13 protein-coding genes and 1 pseudogene are annotated in these 17669 nt (G+C 73.8%); 8 read left to right on the top strand and 6 right to left on the bottom strand.

Translation table 11 applies throughout. The annotated features are described in order from the left end of the window. Positions 1-35: 35 nt before the first annotated feature. Both OG599_RS18935 and OG599_RS18930 read right to left on the bottom strand, forming a co-directional pair. The gene (locus OG599_RS18935) at positions 36-2774 is read right to left on the bottom strand and encodes an ABC transporter permease (RefSeq protein ID WP_327177150.1); all 2739 of its coding nucleotides are present in this window, start codon (positions 2772-2774) and stop codon (positions 36-38) included. Next, a complete protein-coding gene (locus tag OG599_RS18930) occupies positions 2768-3562 on the bottom strand; it encodes an ABC transporter ATP-binding protein (RefSeq protein ID WP_327177149.1) in 795 nt (264 codons plus the stop codon). Before OG599_RS18930 ends, OG599_RS18935 begins: the two co-directional genes overlap by 7 nt. A 125-nt stretch (positions 3563-3687) precedes the next feature. Between OG599_RS18930 and OG599_RS18925 the strand changes: the two genes are divergently transcribed. Next, positions 3688-4974, top strand: coding sequence for a sensor histidine kinase (locus OG599_RS18925; protein ID WP_327177148.1), 1287 nt, complete (start codon positions 3688-3690; stop codon positions 4972-4974). A 4-nt stretch (positions 4975-4978) separates the two neighbouring features. Beyond that, complete coding sequence (locus OG599_RS18920) at positions 4979-5641, top strand: response regulator transcription factor (RefSeq protein WP_327177147.1); 663 nt, start codon at positions 4979-4981, stop codon at positions 5639-5641. A gap of 154 nt (positions 5642-5795) precedes the next feature. Here OG599_RS18920 and OG599_RS18915 read toward each other — a convergent pair whose 3' ends face one another. Genes OG599_RS18915 through OG599_RS18905 form a run of 3 tightly spaced genes read right to left on the bottom strand, consistent with a single transcriptional unit; the run spans position 5796 to position 9213 of the window. Continuing rightward, positions 5796-7670: a CotH kinase family protein gene (locus tag OG599_RS18915; protein WP_327177146.1), complete on the bottom strand. Its 1875-nt coding sequence runs from the start codon at positions 7668-7670 to the stop codon at positions 5796-5798. After that, positions 7670-8347, bottom strand: a complete 678-nt coding sequence (locus tag OG599_RS18910) for a DUF4956 domain-containing protein (protein WP_327177145.1) — start codon at positions 8345-8347, stop codon at positions 7670-7672. Before OG599_RS18910 ends, OG599_RS18915 begins: the two co-directional genes overlap by 1 nt. Then, positions 8344-9213 (bottom strand): polyphosphate polymerase domain-containing protein, encoded by an 870-nt coding sequence (locus OG599_RS18905; protein ID WP_442809692.1) that lies wholly within the window; start codon positions 9211-9213, stop codon positions 8344-8346. The genes OG599_RS18910 and OG599_RS18905 overlap by 4 nt, the downstream gene beginning before the upstream one ends. 457 nt (positions 9214-9670) lie before the next feature. Here OG599_RS18905 and OG599_RS18900 point away from each other — a divergent pair, with 457 nt between their 5' ends. From OG599_RS18900 to dapE, 3 genes are all read left to right on the top strand, one after another. Further along, positions 9671-10435, top strand: coding sequence for a thioesterase II family protein (locus OG599_RS18900; protein WP_327177143.1), 765 nt, complete (start codon positions 9671-9673; stop codon positions 10433-10435). A gap of 489 nt (positions 10436-10924) precedes the next feature. Next, positions 10925-12403 carry an amino acid permease gene (locus tag OG599_RS18895; protein WP_327177142.1) on the top strand — a complete coding sequence of 493 codons (1479 nt, stop codon included), beginning with the start codon at positions 10925-10927 and terminating at the stop codon, positions 12401-12403. Continuing rightward, on the top strand, positions 12400-13503 hold the full coding sequence (gene dapE, locus OG599_RS18890) for a succinyl-diaminopimelate desuccinylase (protein WP_327177141.1): 1104 nt from the start codon (positions 12400-12402) through the stop codon (positions 13501-13503). The genes OG599_RS18895 and dapE overlap by 4 nt, the downstream gene beginning before the upstream one ends. 26 nt (positions 13504-13529) lie before the next feature. On the opposite strand, the pseudogene OG599_RS18885 reads toward dapE, so the two are convergent. Continuing rightward, positions 13530-13931: pseudogene (locus OG599_RS18885) on the bottom strand (PucR family transcriptional regulator); the annotation flags it as partial. Positions 13932-15190: 1259 nt separating this feature from the next. On the opposite strand from OG599_RS18885, the gene OG599_RS18880 reads away from it, so the two are divergent. From OG599_RS18880 to OG599_RS18870, 3 genes are all read left to right on the top strand, one after another. Next, entirely contained in the window at positions 15191-16063 is an 873-nt protein-coding gene (locus tag OG599_RS18880; RefSeq protein WP_327177140.1) for a chorismate synthase, read from the top strand. Then, entirely contained in the window at positions 16060-17181 is a 1122-nt protein-coding gene (gene menC / locus OG599_RS18875) for an o-succinylbenzoate synthase (RefSeq protein WP_327177139.1), read from the top strand. Before OG599_RS18880 ends, menC begins: the two co-directional genes overlap by 4 nt. Positions 17182-17406: 225 nt before the next feature. Beyond that, positions 17407-17664, top strand: a complete 258-nt coding sequence (locus OG599_RS18870; RefSeq protein ID WP_327177138.1) for a hypothetical protein — start codon at positions 17407-17409, stop codon at positions 17662-17664. The last annotated feature ends 5 nt before the right edge of the window (positions 17665-17669 follow it).

Genomic DNA, 17669 nt, shown 5'->3' with positions numbered 1-17669 from the left:
GGCAGGGTGATCGCCCCCGAGGTGGTCCGCTGCCGCTACTCGCGCCCGCCGACCGCCTCCACCGGCCGGCCCCGGAGCGCCCACGCCGCCGGGAGTACGGCGGCGACCACCGCGATCAGCGAGGCGCTGCCGAGCACCGCGCCGAGCACCGCCCACGGCACCACGACGCCCGTGCGCACGCCGAGCAGGGCCAGCGCACCCCACCCGGTGCCCAGGTCGATCGCGGCGACGAGCGCGCCGAGTACCGCCCCCACCCCGACCACCACCAGCGCCTCGACGGCCACGATCCGCAGCACCTGGCCGGTGGTCGCCCCGGCCAGCCGGAGTACGGCGAAGTCGCGGGACCGGTCCGAGGTCGCCATCACCAGGGTGTTGACCAGCGCGATCCCCGTGCAGAGCAGGGCGATGGCGAGCACCATCAACAGCCCCAGCCGGGTGGTCTCCCGGGTGCGGGGGTGGTGGGCGGTGGCCCACGCGCGCGCCGTCGTCACCTCGGTCCCGGTGGCCCGGCCGGCCGCGCGGAGCGCCGCGACGACCGCCGTCCGGTCGGCGCCCGGCGCCACCGTGATGTCGAGCCGGTCCACCGGCGCCCCGGCGGCGTTGCGGGCGCTGAGCAGGACGCCGTGGTCCCCGGTTCCGGTACGCAGCACGGCCGCGATGCGCAGGGACGCCTCCCGGCCGTCGCCCAGCCGGACGGTGACCCGCTCGCCGACCTTCGTGGTCAGCCACTCCTGGGTGACCACGATGCCGTCGTCGTCCAGGGCGGCGAGGAAGCCCGCGGCGACCGGCAGGGCCGACACGGCCGCGAAGGCGTCGGGGTCCACCGCCGCCGCCTCGTAGGAGACGAGGGCGACGCCCTCTTCGAGGACGGTGACCCCGGTGGAGCGGGAGGCGCTGACCCGCGCACCGGGAATCCCGGTCGCGCGGTCCACGAACTCCTTCGGCAGGGGCCGCTGTTCGTCCTCCGCGGTGACGACGAACTCGGCGGAGGTACGGGTCAGCGCCTCGGACTCCTTGGCCTCCGCGAGGGTCCCGGTCGTTCCCATGAGGACGGCGGCCAGGGCCACCGTGATGAGGACGGGCGCGGCGACGGCGGCGGTCCTGCGGACGGCGGACGAGGCGTTCTCCCGGGCCAGCAGACCGCAGGCTCCCGGCAGTTCGGCGGGCAGCAGGGTCAGCAGGCGGACGGCAGGCGGTACCAGGGCGGGGGCGAGGAGGGCGCATCCGGCGATGAGCACCATGGGCTGCGTGAGAAAGGTCTTGCGCTTGAGGAGCTGCCCCGGGTCAAAGACCAGTGCCGTCACCAGCAGCCCGATTCCGGTGCCCACGACGAGCGTTGCCAGCACCCACCGGAGGAGCGGCATGGTTCCGTCGTCGACGGCCGCCTCGCGCAGCGCCTGGGTCGGCCCGGTGCGTCCGGCGCGGTGGGCGGAGACGGCCGAGCCGGCCACCGCCACGGCCAGTCCGGTCCAGAAGGCGAGGTGCAGCGGCCAGGTCCGGTCGCCGGTCGCGAACCAGGCGGGGGCGATCCCCCGGTCCACCATCCAGGCCGCGAGACGGGGCGCCGCCGCCCTGCCCCACCCGCATCCGGCGGCGGAGGCCAGTACACCGACCAGGGCCGCCTCGGCGTACACGGTCCGGCGGATCTGCCCGGGGGTGGCGCCCGCCGTGCGGAGCAGTCCGAACTCCCGCCGCCGCTGGGCCACCGCGAAGGAGAAGGTGGACGCGACCACGGCGGCCGAGACGAAGGCGGTGATGCCCGCGGCGGTGCCGAGCAGGGCGTTGACGGAGGCGAGGGCCTCCTTGTCGCGGTCGGGGTCCGGGTCGGCACGGCGGCGCGCGTCGCCGGTGAGCACCGACGGCCGGGGCTCATCGGCCGACTGCCCGTCCCCCGAGCCCTGTTGCCACTGTCTCCCGTCGGCCCGTGCAGCCGCGTCCACCTCGGCGGTGACGGCTCCGGGGTCGGCGTGGACGACCACGGCGTCGACCGGCGGCGAGATCCGTGCTGCCTCCGCGTCGGTGAAGAACAGCGCCGTCTCGAACCCGGACGCCGCGACGGTGCCGACCACCGTCACGCTCCGGCCGGCGCTCCCGGGGGCGGTGGCGTCGGGAACCGTCGCGTCGGGGGCGGTGGCTCCTCGGGCCGTGAGGCCGGGCCCCGTGGCGTCTGGTCCCGTGGCTCCTCGGGCCGTGAGGCCGGGCCCCGTGGCGTCTGGTCCCGTGGCTCCTCGGGCCGTGAGGCCGGGTCCCGTGGCGTCTGGTCCCGTGGCGCCCGGAAACAGCACCAGCAGCCGGTCCCCCGGGCGTACGGAGGAGTCCGGGCCGGTCGCCGCGACGATCTCGTCCGCCGCCGAGGGGGCGCGCCCCGAGGTCAGCCGGTAGGGGGTAGCGGCGGAGATCGACCACGGGTGCCCGACGACCTCGGTTTCCGCGTACGGGCCGCCCCCGGACGGGAAGGCCACGGGGAACGTGCGGTCCTCGACGGTCGGCCCGAGCGCTGCCAGCCGGGCCACGAGGGCGGGCGGTACGGGCCGGGGCCGGGCGAGCGGCCGGGTGCGTACGCCGTTGGGCGTGGCGACCCGGAGCGTGTCGGCACCCTTGACCACCACCGGCGCCGCCGCGAACCGCTCGGGGCCGCGTTCCGGAGCGTCGAGCGTGGCGGCCAGGGCGAGGCCGGTGGCCGCCACGAGGCCCGTGCCGAGGGCGAGGGCGACGAAGGAGCCGGCGAAGGTGACCCAGCGGGTCCGCAGCCCGGCCAGGACGCGCGTCAGCATGCCGTCACCGCCGTCTCCGCGGTGTCCTCCGGCGCTCGCCGTGACGTGTCCGCCGCCGCGCCTCCGGTGAGCCGGGTCATCCGTGCGGCGATCCGCTCCGCGTCGGGGGCGCGCAGGTCGTCGCACACCCGGCCGTCCGCCAGGAGCACCACCCGGTCCGCCGAGGCCCCGGCGACCGGATCGTGCGTGACCATGACCACCGTCCGGCCGCCGTCCACCAGGGCGCGCAGCAACGCCAGGACCTCCCGGCCCGTCGTGGAGTCGAGGGCTCCGGTGGGTTCGTCGCCGAAGAGGACGTCGGGGCGGGCGATCAGGGCGCGGGCGAGCGCCACGCGCTGCTGCTGGCCCCCGGAGAGTTCGCCGGCCCGGTGTCCGGCGCGGCCCCCGAGCCCCACCCGGTCCAGGGCGTCGAGCACCTCGGCCCGGCGGGGTCCGCCCCCGGCCAGCCGCAGCGGGAGGGCCACGTTCTGTGCGGCGGTGAGCGCGGGCAGGAGGTTGAAGGACTGGAACACGAACCCGATCCGGCGCCGCCGCAGCAGAGTGAGGCGCCGCTCGCCGAGGGCGGTCAGCTCGGTGCCGCCGAGGAACACCTGCCCGGAGGTCGGCCGGTCCAGCCCGGCCGCACAGTGCAGCAGCGTGGACTTCCCGGAGCCGGAGGGGCCCATGATCGCGGTGAAGGATCCGGGCTCGACGCTCAGGTCGACCCGGTCGAGGGCGGTGACGAGGCTGCCGCCGCGACCGTGCGTACGGGTGACGGATCGGAGCTGAACCGCGGGCTGTTGACTCATGACCCCAGCCAACCGGGGCCTCGCGCTCCGCACATCGGAGCTGGTTGCCGTCCTGATGGTGGAGCTGTCTCCACCACGGGACCCGCGGATGGCAGGGTGCGGGCCGGGACGCCTACGGTTCCCCCATGCTCCCCGCCTCCCTTCCGCACGCGCTGCGGCAGCGTCGCTACGTGCTCGGCGCCTGGCTCTGGCGCGCCGCGCTCTACCTGCTCACCGGCGTCCCGCTCGGCGCCGCCGTGCTGGCGGCCCTGACCCTGCTGGCCGTCGCGGGCGGTGTGCTCTCCGTGGTGCTGGTGGGGTTGCCGCTGCTGCTCGTGCTCGCCCTCTCCGGGATACCGCTGGCCGCGCTGGAGCGGTTGCGGCTGCGGCTGGTGGACCCCGCCCCGCTGCCTGCCGCGCACCGCGCACCGGCCGACCCGGGGCTCTCCGCCTGGCTGCGGAGCAGGCTCCAGGAGCGTTCCACCTGGCGGGAGTTGGCGTACGCCCTCTTCCTCGGGCTGTTCCTGTGGCCGGTGGAGGCGCTGGCGATCGCCTGCGTGCTCCTGATCCCGGTGGGGCTGATCGCGGTGCTCCCCCGGATGGCCGCGGGCGGCGCGGGCGAGGCGCGGCTGCTGAAGCTGTGGCTCGTGGAGTCCTACCCCGCCGCCTGGGCGATGCTGCTGGCCGGGGTGCTCCTGCTCCCGGTGCTCGCCTACCCGCTGGGTGCGCTCGCGGCGGTCCGGGCCGCACTGACCCGGCGCTTCCTCTGCCCGCCGGACAGTGAACTCGCCGACCGGGTGGAGGCGTTGGACCGGTCACGGATGCGCCTCGTGCACGCCTTCGAGGCGGAGCGCCGCCGGATCGAGCGTGATCTCCACGACGGCGCCCAACAGCGCCTGGTCGCCCTCTCCATGACCCTCGGCCTGGCCGGTCTCGAACGCCCCGCCGAACCGGTGGCCGGGCTGCTCGCGAAGGCGCGTACCCAGGCCGACGAGGTGCTGGCCGAGATCCGCGAGCTGATCCGGGGCATCCACCCGCAGATCCTCACCGACCGGGGCCTGATCGCCGCGGTGGAGGACGTGGCAGACCGCTCGGCCGTACCGGTGGACGTCGAGCTGGACGTACCCGACCGGCTCCCGGAGGCCGTCGAGACCGCGGTGTACTTCGCGGTCTGCGAGGCGCTCACCAACGCGGCCCGGCACAGCGGCGCTTCGCGGGTGGTGGTGAACGGGGCCTGCGCGGACGGGGAACTCTCGGTGGAGGTACGGGACGACGGCACGGGCGGCGCGGATCTCGCCGCGGGTACGGGCCTCCAGGGGGTCGCCGACCGTCTCTCGGTCGTCGACGGCCTGCTGCTACTCTCCAGTCCGCCCGGCGGGCCCACGGTGGTCCGGCTGCGCGTGCCGTGTCCGCCCGTACGAACCAGGAGCTGAGCCGTTGCGCACCGAGGGCGAGAGCTTGCGCGTGGTGCTGGCCGAGGACAGCGTGCTGCTGCGCGAGGGGCTGGTCGGGGTGCTCACGCGGTTCGGCCACGAGGTGGTGGCGGCGGTCGGGACGGCCGGGGAGCTGGCCGCGGCCGTGGCCGCGCACGCCCCCGACATCGTGGTGACCGACGTCCGGATGCCGCCCGGCTTCACCGACGAGGGACTGCGCGCCGCCGTCGAACTACGCACTCTCCGAACGGACTTGCCGGTGCTGGTCCTCAGTCAGTACGTCCAGCGCTCCTACGCGGAGGAGCTGCTGGACTCGGCGGACGGTACGGCCGTCGGCTACCTGCTCAAGGAACGGATCGGCCACGTCGAGGAGTTCGCGGCGGCGGTGGCCCGGGTCGCGGCCGGGGACACGGTGGTCGACCCCGAGGTGGTCCGCCAGCTCATCCGCCACCGCCGCGACCCGCTCGCCCGGCTCACCCCGCGCGAACAGGAGGTCCTCGCGCTGATGGCGGAGGGCAGGTCCAACGCGTCCATCGCCGACGCCCTCACCGTCAACGAGGGCACGGTCAGCAAGCACTTCGGCTCGATCCTGACCAAGCTCGACCTCACCCTCTCCGAGGAGACGAACCGCCGGGTGCTGGCCGTGCTGGCCTACTTGCGCGGCTGACCGGGCGCGGAGGCCGGCGCCACGGTGTCAGGAGTCACCGCGTGCCGGAGGGCGGCGTCGGCCGGCCGGCCCGGCTGGATGTGTACGGGCACCCGCACACCGGAAGCCCGTACCCCTGAGGGGATACGGGCTTCCGGCATCGGGCGGGCCCGGTTCAGCCGCCGGTGATCACCTTGTCCTTCGCGAGGCTCTCGGTCCGCGAAGTGAGCGTGGCTTGAAGGGACTTCGCGGTCTCCTCGACTCCGGAGGCGTCCGCGCCCGACTTCTTCGCGGCGGCGACGAGGGTGTCGAGGGTGCCGGTGCCGAACCCGGAGCCGTAGTACTGCTCGTACAGCTTCTTGTACGCCGCGTGGTAGACGGCGTCGAAGGCGTCGGCCGCGAGGAACCGCTCCTTCAGGGCGTTGCCGCCCATGCCGCCCCCGGCCCCCATCCGCCCGCCGGGGCCACCGGCCGCCTGGCCGCCGTCGCCCTGGCCCGCGGTGTTCTGGCCTGCGGTGTTCCGGGCGGCAGGGGGGCCGCCCTGTGCGCCACCGGGGAAGCCGCCGTCGGCCGGTGCCTGCGCCCCGTCGGGCGCGCCCTGGCCACCGGCCGCGTTCCGACCACCGGCTGCGGCCTGGTCGCCACCGGCCGCGTTCTGGGCACCTCCGGCCGCGGCGCCGGGCATCGCGCCACCGCCTCCGCCACCGCCACCGCCACCGAACCCGCCCATGCTGGTGCTGTCGTCGGGGCCGCTGGTCGCGTCGCCGCTGAAGGTCAGGTTGAAGTCCCAGCCCAGTACGGAGAACTTCTTCGTGCCCAGGTCGTACCAGAGCACGTAGTTGTTCCCCGGACCCGCCATGTCGTCGAAGTTCAGGATCAGGTTCTGCGTCGCCACGTACTGGGCGAACGAGTCGACGTCCACGTACGTGTGGAGGTCTGCGGCGAACTCCTCGTCCGACGCCTGGTCCACCCACTTCAGCAGCCGCATCACCGGGGCGAGGTCCTGGCTGCCCTTCTTGTTGAGCTGGTTGAAGGACTTCTCGTAGTCGGTCGGGTCGTCACCGACGTAGTCGAAGCTGCCGCCCGCACGGGCCTTGTACGCGACCCCGTCACCGAGGACCCGCTGCTCGACGTAATCCTTGCTCGGGTTCTCCACCATCAACCGGGTCGCCGCGGGGCGGTTGTTGACGGTGAGATTCACAAAGCCGAACTCCTCGGCGGGCTGGTCCGACTTGGCCATGAGGGAGAGCGACAGGGCTTCGTTGAGCGGGAGTTGGTCGTCCACACCCGGGCGCAGGGAGATCTCCCGGTGGCCCTGGTACGCGCGCCCCTCCACGTACTCGTCGATCTTCACGAGCCACGGGAGTTCCTCGGGCTTGTCGGCGGAGAGGTCGTACTGAGCCATCCCGCCACCGCCCGCCCGCATCCCACCACCGGCGGCCTGCTGACCTCCCTGGGCCTGGTCTTGAGCCTGACCCTGGCCTTCAGCCTGGCCCTCGCCTTGAGCCTGGCCCTGCTGTGGAGCCTGCTGGCCCTGGCCCTGCTGAGGAGCCTGCCGGCCCTCACCCTGCTGACCGCCCGCGCCGCCGAACCCTCCGGCCGCGCCCCCGGGACCTCCGCCGGAGCCGCGCAGGCTCTGCAGCGTCGAGTTCCCCTTGAGGCGGATGCCGACGTCGTTGAGGTAGGTGCCGTCGATGGTGAGGTCGGCCTCGATGTAGTCCTTGGTGCCGTCCTTCTCGTACTGCTTCATCATCGTGTCGAAGTCGGTCTGGTCGTACTCGATCCGGAACGTGTGCGCGGCCGTCGTGTCGTACAGGCCGACCGTGCCGGGCAGGTTCTCGGTGATCGTGTCGGCGTCCTCGGCGGACGCGCTGGTGACGAACGGGGTGACGCGGGCGTCCGAGAAGAAGACCAGGAGCACGGCGAGTCCCGCGCAGAGAGCGCCGACCGGCTTCCAGTGGTGGCGCACCGGCAGCGGTATGCGGTGCGCGAGCCGCTTGCGGGGCGGGGTGCGCCGCTCCTCGCGGGCGCCCCCCTCCACCTCCGCCATCACAGGTCCGTCTGGTCGTAACCGGTGAGCACGGTGACGCGCTGGCCCCTCGTGCGCTCCTGGAGCGCGGCGACCAGCTCACCGGGCTCGTGGCCCTTCTTGATGCGCACGGTGTAGAACACCTCGGTCAGCGTGCCGCCCCGGATGGACTCGGTGCTCACCAGCTCGAACTCGTCGGTCAGGCGCAGCAGTACGTCCTGGATGCTCTGGGTGTGGTCCTCACCGGCGGGGAGCTGGACCTTGACGACCTGGCGCTGCACGTTGAGGGCGAACAGGTCGAACCGGCTCATCAGGAAGATGATCAGCGCGATGACGACGCCACCGACCGCCGCCAGGGTGTAGAAGCGCGCGCCGCACGCCATGCCGATCGCCATCACCAGGAAGATGAAGCCGACGTCCCGGGTCTCCTTGACCGCGTTGCGGAAGCGGACCACGGACAGCGCGCCGACGAGGGAGAAGGCGCGCGCCAGGTTGGAGCCCACGACCAGCATGATCAGGGCGACGACCATGCCGACGATGACCAGGGTCTGGACGTACGACTGGCTGTACGAGACGTTCTTGTGCGTGGCCCGGTAGACGTAACCGATCACGGTGGAGAGCACGAAGGACAGGGTCATCGCCAGGACGATGTCCATGACACTGAATGTGCCGCTCAGGTCCTGCAGGTCGAAATTCACGGGCGGACAGCCTCCGTCGGGCGCCCCGGTGCGGGGAGTCGGGTGGGGGAAACGGCGAACGGGGTTCCATCGCCGGTGGTGTGGTGGGCCGGAGCCGGCGGGAGGTCTTCCTCCCGTACGTGGAACACCGAGCGGGGCGCGAGCCCGAACGCCTCGATGGACTGGACGTACTTGGACACGCGGATCAGGCTGAGGTCGCGGCGGGCGGCGAGGTCGGTGATCCAGTGCGGGGTGCGCTCGTTGACCTTGATCTCCATGACCGACATGTGCGGCGGGATCGTGAAGCGGTTCTCCGCGTCGGCGGTGCCGAAGTGGAAGTCCCGGTCACGGCCCCGGATGCGCCGGTCGAAGGTGACCCGCAGACCGGTGTCCTGGTCGCGGCCGACCAGGGCCTCGCGCTGGTAGCCGGTGATGGCGGTGGGCTGGAGGTTGAGGCGTACGGCGAGCTCGAGGACCTCCTCGACGAAGGCGGCTTCCTTCGGCGAGTGCTCGATCATCTGCCGGTCGTCGCACATCCGCCGGGCCGTCTCGTACGGGAGCGTGATGCGGCGCTTCTGGGTGACCCGGTTGACCCGCTGCTTGATCTCGACGCAGACCGGCGAGGCGTCGGTGATCCCGTCCAGGTCGCCGTAGTGCCGGATGCGGAGCTTACGGCGGAACTTCAGGCCCTCGATCTTCTCCCAGTAGAACCGGAGTTGAGGGGTGTCGTAGTAGAGGCTCCAGACGCCGTAACCGCCCACCGGGCTGTGGGGGTCGCGGTCCATGCGCTCGCCCAGCTCGTCCCGGATCTCGGCCGCCTGCTCGACGGGGACCAGGTACTTGAGCTCGTACCGGTTGAAGGCGTGCAGCCTGCTGGCCACCCGCAGGGCCTCCTCGCCCGCGAGGCCGGACCCCGGCCCTGCCCCCGGCCCCGGCCCGGTCCTGGCGGACGCGCTCGCGGCTCCGGCCGCTCCGGCCGCTCCGGCCGCCGTACCGGCCCTTCCCCGCTCGACGGCCTTCGTGCCACGAGCCCCTGGACGCAGTCGCCCCAGCCAGCCAGTCATGGCTCCCCTTCGTGCCGTTCGCTTGTCTTCTTCCTCCAGGTAAGGAATCGGCAAAAGATGAGGAACTTATGAAATCCTTATCTGAATGAGCTGAGTACACGAAATGAACACACGGTGAACGTGAGTCGACCGCCGACCGGTGCGGCCCTCCGGATCCCGGCACGGGTTCCCCCGCGAGCCGATGGGCATTGATCACGTACGGGATCCACTACGGGACGGCCCGCGAAAGAATGCGGGGAAACGTGTCCCGGCAAGGGAACGGACGGGAAGAGGCAGCAAGATGACCGCACCGCACACGGGGAACACCCCCTGGCTCCGCCGCTACCACGCCGCCGGGGCGGACGCCGTGACCCTGGTGTGCTTCCCGCACGCCGGCGGCTCCGCCGGCTGGTTCCACCCGTTCTCGGCGGCCCTCGCGCCCTCGGTCGGGGTGGTGGCCGTCCAGTACCCGGGGCGGCAGGACCGCTTCTCCGAGCCGTGCGTCGAGGACCTCGGCGAGCTCGCCGAGGCAATCCACCGGCAACTCCTGACCCTGCCAGGCCCGTTGGCCTTCTTCGGCCACAGCATGGGCGCCTCACTGGCGTTCGAGGTGGCCAGGCTGCGGGAACTGAGCGGCGTCGAGCCGCCGTTGATGCTCTTCCTCTCCGGCCGCAGCGCCCCGGACACCCGCCGCCCGCCGGGGCAGCCGGTCGGCTCGCTGGACGACGCGGGTCTCCTCGCGCGGATCAGGCGGCTCGGCGGGACGCACACCGAGCTGCTGGCGGACCCCGAGATCGTCGGCCTGGTGCTGCCCGCCGTCCGGGGCGACTACCGCGCGCTCGAGAACTACCACTGCCCGCCCGGCACCGTCCTGCGCTCCCCCCTCACCGTGCTGACCGGCTCCGAGGACCCGCTCACCACCGTCGAGGAGGCCGACGCCTGGCGCCACCACACCACCGGGACCTGCACCGTGCACACCTTCCCCGGCGGCCACTTCTTCCTGGAGCCCGAGTCCCGCGCCGTACTCGCGACGATCACCGGCGCCCTGGCGCGCATCGACGCGTAGCGGACCCCCGGGCCGTGGAGTACGTCACGCCCGGCCGCGCATCCGGCGGGCGGCCCGGGGCCACCGGGGGGACGCCCGGCCGGGCTCCCCGGGCCGCCCCGACCGGCCGCCGGACGACACGGCCGAGGCAAGGTCCCGGCGCCGCCCGGCCCGCTCAGCGGCAGTCCGCTTCCGACGAGTTGGCGGTGACCTGCGAGGATGCCGCCACTCCCCCGGACCCGCCGACCCGCCGGCACCGAAGCGGATGCAACCGTTCCGCCGAGGTGGGCCACACCTCCCGTCGATCACCCGCCACGGCCCTCTTTGGCCGAAAGGCCAAAGAGCCTCGAAACTCTCTGGCGGATATTCTCACCCCCGCACGGTCGGCACTCAGCATGATCAGGTCGACGACCAGTGGCGTCCGGCGGCGATCCGCCGGGCACCACCCAGTGGCGTCCGGCCATGATCCGCCGGGCACACCAACCAGCGCGGGGCGAGAGGAGCGGTGCCATGGAGACGGTCCGGACGATGCCGGGCAACGGTCCCGGTGGCGGCCTGAAGCACAGGCTGACCAGGCGGCAGGACGTGTCCGCCGAAGTGCCGTCCGGCAGTGAGCTGCGGCGCACGATGGGCATGTGGCAGCTGACCCTGCTCTCCGTGGGCGCCACCCTCGGCACCGGCATCTTCGTGGTCCTCGGCGAGGCGGTGCCCGAGGCGGGCCCCGCGATCATCGTCTCCTTCGTCCTGGCCGGCGTCACCGCGCTCTTCTCGGCCCTGTCCTACGCCGAGCTCGCGGGCATGATCCCGCGCTCGGGTTCCTCGTACAGCTACACGTACGCCACCCTCGGGGAGCTCGTCGCCTGGGTGTGCGGCTGGTGTCTCATCCTGGAGTACGGGGTGTCGGTCGCGGCGGTCGCCGTGGGCTGGGGCCAGTACGTCAACGAGCTGCTCGACCTGGTCTTCGGCGTCACCCTCCCCGACTCGCTCGCCGCCCCGCCCGGCGCGGGCGGAGTCGTCAACGTGCCGGCCGCCGTCATCGTCGTCCTCTCCATGGTGGTGCTGCTGCGCGGCGCCAAGGAGAGCGCCGTAGCCAACGTGATCATGGTGGGCGTGAAGGTGGCCGCCCTGGTGATGTTCTGCGCCGTCGCGTTCACCGCGTTCCGCGCGGGCAACTTCACGCCGCTCTTCCCGCTCGGCGCCGCCGGGATGAGCGCGGGCGCCGCCTCGCTCTTCTTCTCGTACATCGGCTTCGACGCCGCCTCGACCGCCGGCGAGGAGGCGAGGAACCCGCAGCGCGACCTGCCGCGCGCGATCATCCTCTCGCTCGCCCTGGTCACCTTCCTCTACGTCGTGGTCGCGGTGGCCGCGCTCGGCGCCATGCCGTGGGGCCTCTTCGAGGGCACCGAGGCCACGCTCAGCGAGGTCCTCGTGCGGGCCGTCGGCGGCGGCAGCCTCTGGCCGATCCTGCTGTCGATCGGCGCGGTCGTGGCGACCACCAGCGTGGTGCTCACCGTCCAGTACGGGCAGATCCGCATCCTCTTCTCCATGTCCCGCGACGGGCTGATGCCGCCGGTCTTCTCCCGGGTCCACGCGAAGAGCGGGGTGCCGCGCGCCAACACGGTGATCGTCTCCTCGTTCATCGCCGTACTCGCCGCGCTCGTCCCGCTGGGCAGCCTCGCGGACGCCACCAGCATCGGCACGCTCTTCGCGTTCGGCCTGGTCAACATCGCCGTCGTCCTGCTGCGCCGCCGCAACCCGGACGCGCCCCGCAGCTTCCGGGTGCCGTTCTCGCCGGTGGTGCCGGTGCTCGGCGTGATCTGCTGCGTGTACATGCTCTTCAGCCTCGGTTCGGACACCTGGATCACCTTCGCGGTGTGGATGGTGGTCGGGCTGGCCGTCTACGCGCTGTACGGGATGAAGCACTCCGCGCTGAACGGTACGAAGGCCCGGGCCCTCTCCCACGAGCGGGCGAAGGAGCACCAGTCGTGACCGCCGGGCTCCCCGTAGCGCTCGACCTCACCGCCGACACCGTCGCGCTGACCCGCGCCCTCGTCGACCTCCCCTCCGAGAGCGGCGAGGAGGGCCCCCTCGCGGACGCCGTCGAAGCCGCCCTGCGCGCCCTGCCCCACCTGAGCGTGGAGCGGATCGGCCACTCCGTCGTCGCCCGCACGACGCTCGGCCGCCCCGAGCGGGTGATCCTCGCCGGGCACCTGGACACCGTGCCCGTCGCGGACAACCTGCCCGCCCGGCTCGACGGCGAGCGGCTGTACGGACTCGGCGCCTGCGACATGAAGGGCGGTGTCGCGGTCGCCCTGCGGCTGGCGGCGGCGCTCACCGCACCGGCCCGCGACCTCACCTACGTCTTCTACGAGTGCGAGGAGGTCGAGGGCGACCGCAACGGGCTGCACCGCATCGCCGCCGAACGCCCCGAGCTGCTGCTCGACGCCGGCCTCGCGATCCTGATGGAGCCGTCCGACGCGGGCGTCGAGGCCGGCTGCCAGGGTGTGCTGAGCGCCGACATCACCGTGCGGGGCGCCCGCGCCCACACCGCGCGGGCCTGGATGGGCGTCAACGCCGCGCACCGCGCCGCCCAGGTGCTCCAGCGCCTCGCCGACCACACGCCGGAGCGGGTCCTCATCGACGGGCTGGAGTACCGGGAAGGACTCAACGCCGTCGCGGTCCGCGCCGGAGTGGCCGGGAACGTCGTCCCCGACAGCTGTGTCATCTCCCTCAACGCCCGCTTCGCGCCGAGCCGTTCGCCGAAGGAGGCGGAGGAGTACGTACGGTCCCTCTTCCCGGAGGACCGGTTCCCGCCGGAGGAGTACGCGTTCGTGGTGACGGAGGCCGTGGCGGGTGCGCTGCCGGGCCTCGATCACCCGGCGGTCGCCTCGCTGGTCGGCGTGCTCGGCGTCGAGCCGCGCCCCAAGCTGGGCTGGACCGACGTGGCCCGGTTCACCGAACTGGGCGTGCCCGCGCTGAACTTCGGCCCCGGCGACCCCTCCTTGGCGCACACGCCCGGGGAGTTCGTCCCGGTGGACCAGCTCGCGCGGTGCGAGGAGCAGCTCGCCGCCTGGCTGGGCGGCGCCTGAACGGAGCCGGACAGCCGGGCGCTCAGCCAGAGCACCAGCCGCTCGTCAGGGTCGTCCAGGTCCAGGCCGACGTGCTCCCGGGCCTGCCTCAGGCGGTACCGGCAGGTGTTGGGGTGCACGGCGAGCCGCTCGGCCGCGCCCGCCATGTCGCACCCCGCGTCGAGCCAGGCCAGCACCGTGCGGGCGTACTCGGTGCCGTGCGCCGCGTCGTGCGCCACCGTCCGCGCCCAGGCGCCGCCCTCGAACTCCCGCCGCCCGGCCGTCAGTTCGCCGAGGCGCAGCAGGGTCACCCGGGGCTGTACGTCCTCCACGAGCGCGACCGGACGCCCGTCGTCGAGGCAGCGCAGGACCAGGTCGGCGTCGGCCCGGGAGTCCGCCACCCGTGCCAGCCCCGCGACCAGCGCTCCGAGGCCGCCGCGTACCGGCATCCGCAGGGCCTGGGCGGCCCGCTCCACGATGTCCTGCGCGAGCTGCCGGTGCCGGGCCGCGCCCCGCTCGCCGACCGCCGGAAACAGCGCGTACACCACCCCGTCGACGAGGACGCAGGCGTGCCGCCCGTACCGCGCCTCGCACTGGAGCCGCACGAGATCGAGCAGGCGCAGCGCCGTCTGCTCGACGTCCGGCGCGGTGCCGGCACCCGCCGGGACGAACGCCGCCACCCGCACCGGATCGGTGCCCTCGCCGAGGCCGAGGCGGTGTGCGGCTCCGGCCGGGTCGACCGTGCCGTCCAGGACCCGACGCAGCAGGTCACCGCCCAGATGCCGGGCGAGCTCCTGCGCGGCGCGGGCCCGCAGCAGCAACAGGGCCGCCGTGGAGGCGCCCTGGGCGAGGGCCTCCTCCGCGTCGGGGGCGAGCGTCCCGCCGTCGACCACCCAGACCGAGCCGAGCGTCTCGCCGCCCGCCCGTACGGCGACGGCGATCCGGGGCAGGTTGCCGGCGTCGAGCGCGGGGAGCCGCAGGGGTGCCGGGGCGGCGAACATGGCCCGGTACTGCTCGGCGTTCTCCGGGCTGTCGGGGACCTGGAGGCCGAGGATGCCCTGCCGCCGGTCCTCGTCCACGGCCTGCCCGGGCACGGTGGAGTAGGCGAGGATGCGCTGGCGCGGGTCCTCGACGGCGGTGGCCCCGCCGGTCGCGGCGGCGATGGCGTCGGCCAGGGCGAACAGGTCCCCGGCGGCGGAGGGCGTGCCCCCGGAGCGTGCGCCCACGGCCGAGGAGAGCAGCAGGTGGACGCGGTGCCAGGCCGCGTCCTCGTCGACCGCGAGCAGCGCGATCCCGGCCTCCCGGGCCGCCTCGGCCGGCCCGTCCGCACCCCGTACGACCACGGCCGCCATGCCGGCGGCTGCCGCGGCGTGCAGCAGGGGGCCCGCCGCCGGGGGCCGTACCCCGACCGCGAGGAGCACGGCGCCCGGGGCGGGCGGGAGCGCCGCGTCGGCGTCGTACAGCAGGATCTCGCCGACCCGCACTCCGAGTCCGCCGGGGGAGGCGAGCGCCCGTACGGACGACCCGCCGAGCACGTCGAGCAGATCGCTGAGGGTGGGGGCGTCCATGGGGCCTCGATTCACAGGGCGCGGTGCGCGGCTCGCCGGTTCACCGGCGGCCCCGACTTTGGCCGATCGCAACACGACTCTAGGTGGCGCTTGTCCCTCCGGACAACCAGTTCGGGGAGGAGCGCGCGGAGACTCAAGACATGACAGCGACACCCGCAGTACGCGACCGAGCCGCGGCCGCCGCGCGCGCGGCCGGAGTCACCACCCGCACCGTCCACGACGTGCCCGGCATCGCGGCCGTCGCCGACTTCTTCAGCGACGTGTGGCAGACCCCGCGCAGCACTCCGCCCTACCCGGCCGAGGTGCTGCACAGCCTCGTGCACGCGGGTGGCGCGGTGCACGCCGCGTACACCGGGCAGGGCGAACTGTGCGGCGCGGCCGTCGCCGTGTTCGGGGAGCCGTCGGCCTGGGACGTGTACTCCTTCGTGGCCGCCGCCCGCACCAGCGACCGCGGCGTGGGGCTCGCCGTGAAACAGGCGCAGCGGGTCTGGGCCCTCGACCGGGGTGCCCGCACCATGCGCTGGACGTTCGACCCGCTGGTGGGCCGCAACGCCCGCTTCAACCTGGTGAAACTGGGCGGCGCGGGCACCGAGTACCTGGTGGACTTCTACGGCCCGATGGCCGACGGGCTGAACGACGGCGACGAGAGCGACCGCCTCACCGTCACCTGGGACCTGGCGGAGGGGGACCGCACCCCCTCGGAGACGGCCGGGCCCGCAGCCGGTACGCCCGTCGTCCTCGCCACCGCCCCCGACGGTGCCCCGCTCGCCGTCCGCGCCGGGACGACCTTCCGCTGCCGGGTCCCCGACGACGTCGTGGAGCTGCGCGCCGCCGACCCCGCGCTCGCGCTGCGCTGGCGCCACGCCGTACGCGAGGTCTTCACGCGGGCGTTCGCCGACGGGTACACCGCCACGTCGATGTCCCGCGACGGCTGGTACACCCTGACCCCCGCCGCCCCGCACACCCCGGCCGCCCCGGCCGCCCCGCAGAACCAGGAAGGCAACCCGGCATGAGGCTGGACCGCGTCGAACTCGTCCACGTCGCCATCCCCCTGGTCACCCCGTTCCGTACCTCCTTCGGAACGATGACCACGAAGGACACCTTCCTGCTGCACGTCGTCACCGACGAGGCGGAGGGCTGGTCGGAGTTCGCCGCCGACCCCGAGCCGCTGTACTGCTCCGAGTACGTCTCCGGCGCCGAGACCGTCATCCGCGACTTCCTGCTGCCCCGGGTCACCGCCCGGCCGGAGCTGACGACGGCCGCCCTCGCCCCCGCCATGGCGAAGGTCAAGGGTCACGAGCTGGCGAAGGCCGCCCTGGAGACGGCCGTGCTCGACGCCGAGCTGCGGGCCCACGGGATGTCCCTCGCCACCTACCTCGGCGCCGTCCGCGACCGGGTGCCCGCCGGGGTGTCCGTCGGCATCAAGGACTCCGTCCCCGAGCTCCTGGACGACGTGGCGGGCTACCTCGCCGAGGGGTACGTCCGGATCAAGCTGAAGATCGAACCCGGCTGGGACGTCGAGCCCGTCCGCGCGGTCCGGACACGCTTCGGCGACGCGCTGCCGCTCCAGGTGGACGCCAACACCGCCTACACCCTGGCCGACGCCGAACACCTGCGCCGCCTGGACGAGTTCGGCCTGCTGCTCATCGAGGAACCGCTGGAGGAGAACAACCTCCACGCCCACGCCCTCCTCCAGCGCCGCATCGCCACCCCCGTCTGCCTCGACGAGTCGCTGCACAACGCCCGCGACACCGCCTCCGCCATCGCCATGGACGCCTGCCGGGTCGTCAACATCAAGCCCGCCCGGGTCGGCGGCTACCTGGAGGCCCGCCGCCTGCACGACGTCGCCGCCGCGCACGGCGTGCCCGCCTGGTGCGGCGGCATGCTGGAGACCGGCATCGGCCGCGCCCCCAACCTGGCCCTCGCCGCCCTCCCCGGCTTCACCCTCCCCGGCGACACCTCCGCCTCCAGCCGCTACTTCGCCGAGGACATCACCGAGCCGTTCGTCCTCCAGGACGGCCACCTCCCGGTCCCCACCACCCCCGGCATCGGCATCGCCCCGCTCCCGGACGCCCTGCGCCGCTTCACGACGGCACGGCGGGACCTGTACGGGGGTTCCGCCGGGCGGTGAGCGGAGCGGACCGTCTCCTTCTCGGTCCACGCCCCCTCGGGGGCTGCTTCCGCCTACCCCTGCCCGACCCGGTCCGGCCGACTGGACTCCACGGGCAGGGCTCCGGCTCCGGCGGCTTTCGCACCCATCCTGCTCGGACAAGGCATCACGCATGCCCTCGACCACCGCACGTACGAGGGCCGTGCGCCTGGCCACCGCCGTCGTCGCCCTGGCGTCGCTCACCGCGTGAACCTGATGGCGGCCTGCCGCAAGCTCGGCGCGACGGAGGTCCTCGGCCCCGGCGACGCCGGCCACGCCCGCCACGTGCACTGCGCCCGGCCCCGCTGGACCCCACCCGGCACGCCGAAGCCCGGCACGACTGAAGCCCGGCGCACCGAAGCCCGGACCGGAGAACTCCCGGACCGGGCTTCGGCGTTGGGCTGGACGACCCGGATCAGCCGTCACCGCGGAAGCGACGTCGATCAGCCGTCACCGCCCCAGTGACGCGG

This window comes from Streptomyces sp. NBC_01335 (assembly GCF_035953295.1).
Taxonomy (GTDB): Bacteria; Actinomycetota; Actinomycetes; order Streptomycetales; family Streptomycetaceae; genus Streptomyces.
The sequence above is the reverse complement of the archived record's forward strand: the minus strand, read 5'-3'. Positions and strand labels throughout refer to the sequence as shown.

Excerpts from the sequence above, each read along its gene's own strand:
- OG599_RS18900 (WP_327177143.1), top strand. The coding sequence starts at position 9,671 with ATGACCGCACCGCACACGGGGAACACCCCCTGGCTCCGCCGCTACCAC.
- OG599_RS18930 (WP_327177149.1), bottom strand. The coding sequence starts at position 3,562 with ATGAGTCAACAGCCCGCGGTTCAGCTCCGATCCGTCACCCGTACGCAC.
- OG599_RS18935 (WP_327177150.1), bottom strand. The coding sequence starts at position 2,774 with ATGCTGACGCGCGTCCTGGCCGGGCTGCGGACCCGCTGGGTCACCTTC.
- menC (WP_327177139.1), top strand. The coding sequence starts at position 16,060 with ATGAGGCTGGACCGCGTCGAACTCGTCCACGTCGCCATCCCCCTGGTC.
- OG599_RS18925 (WP_327177148.1), top strand. The coding sequence starts at position 3,688 with ATGCTCCCCGCCTCCCTTCCGCACGCGCTGCGGCAGCGTCGCTACGTG.
- OG599_RS18915 (WP_327177146.1), bottom strand. The coding sequence starts at position 7,670 with ATGGCGGAGGTGGAGGGGGGCGCCCGCGAGGAGCGGCGCACCCCGCCC.
- OG599_RS18880 (WP_327177140.1), top strand. The coding sequence starts at position 15,191 with ATGACAGCGACACCCGCAGTACGCGACCGAGCCGCGGCCGCCGCGCGC.
- OG599_RS18895 (WP_327177142.1), top strand. The coding sequence starts at position 10,925 with ATGGAGACGGTCCGGACGATGCCGGGCAACGGTCCCGGTGGCGGCCTG.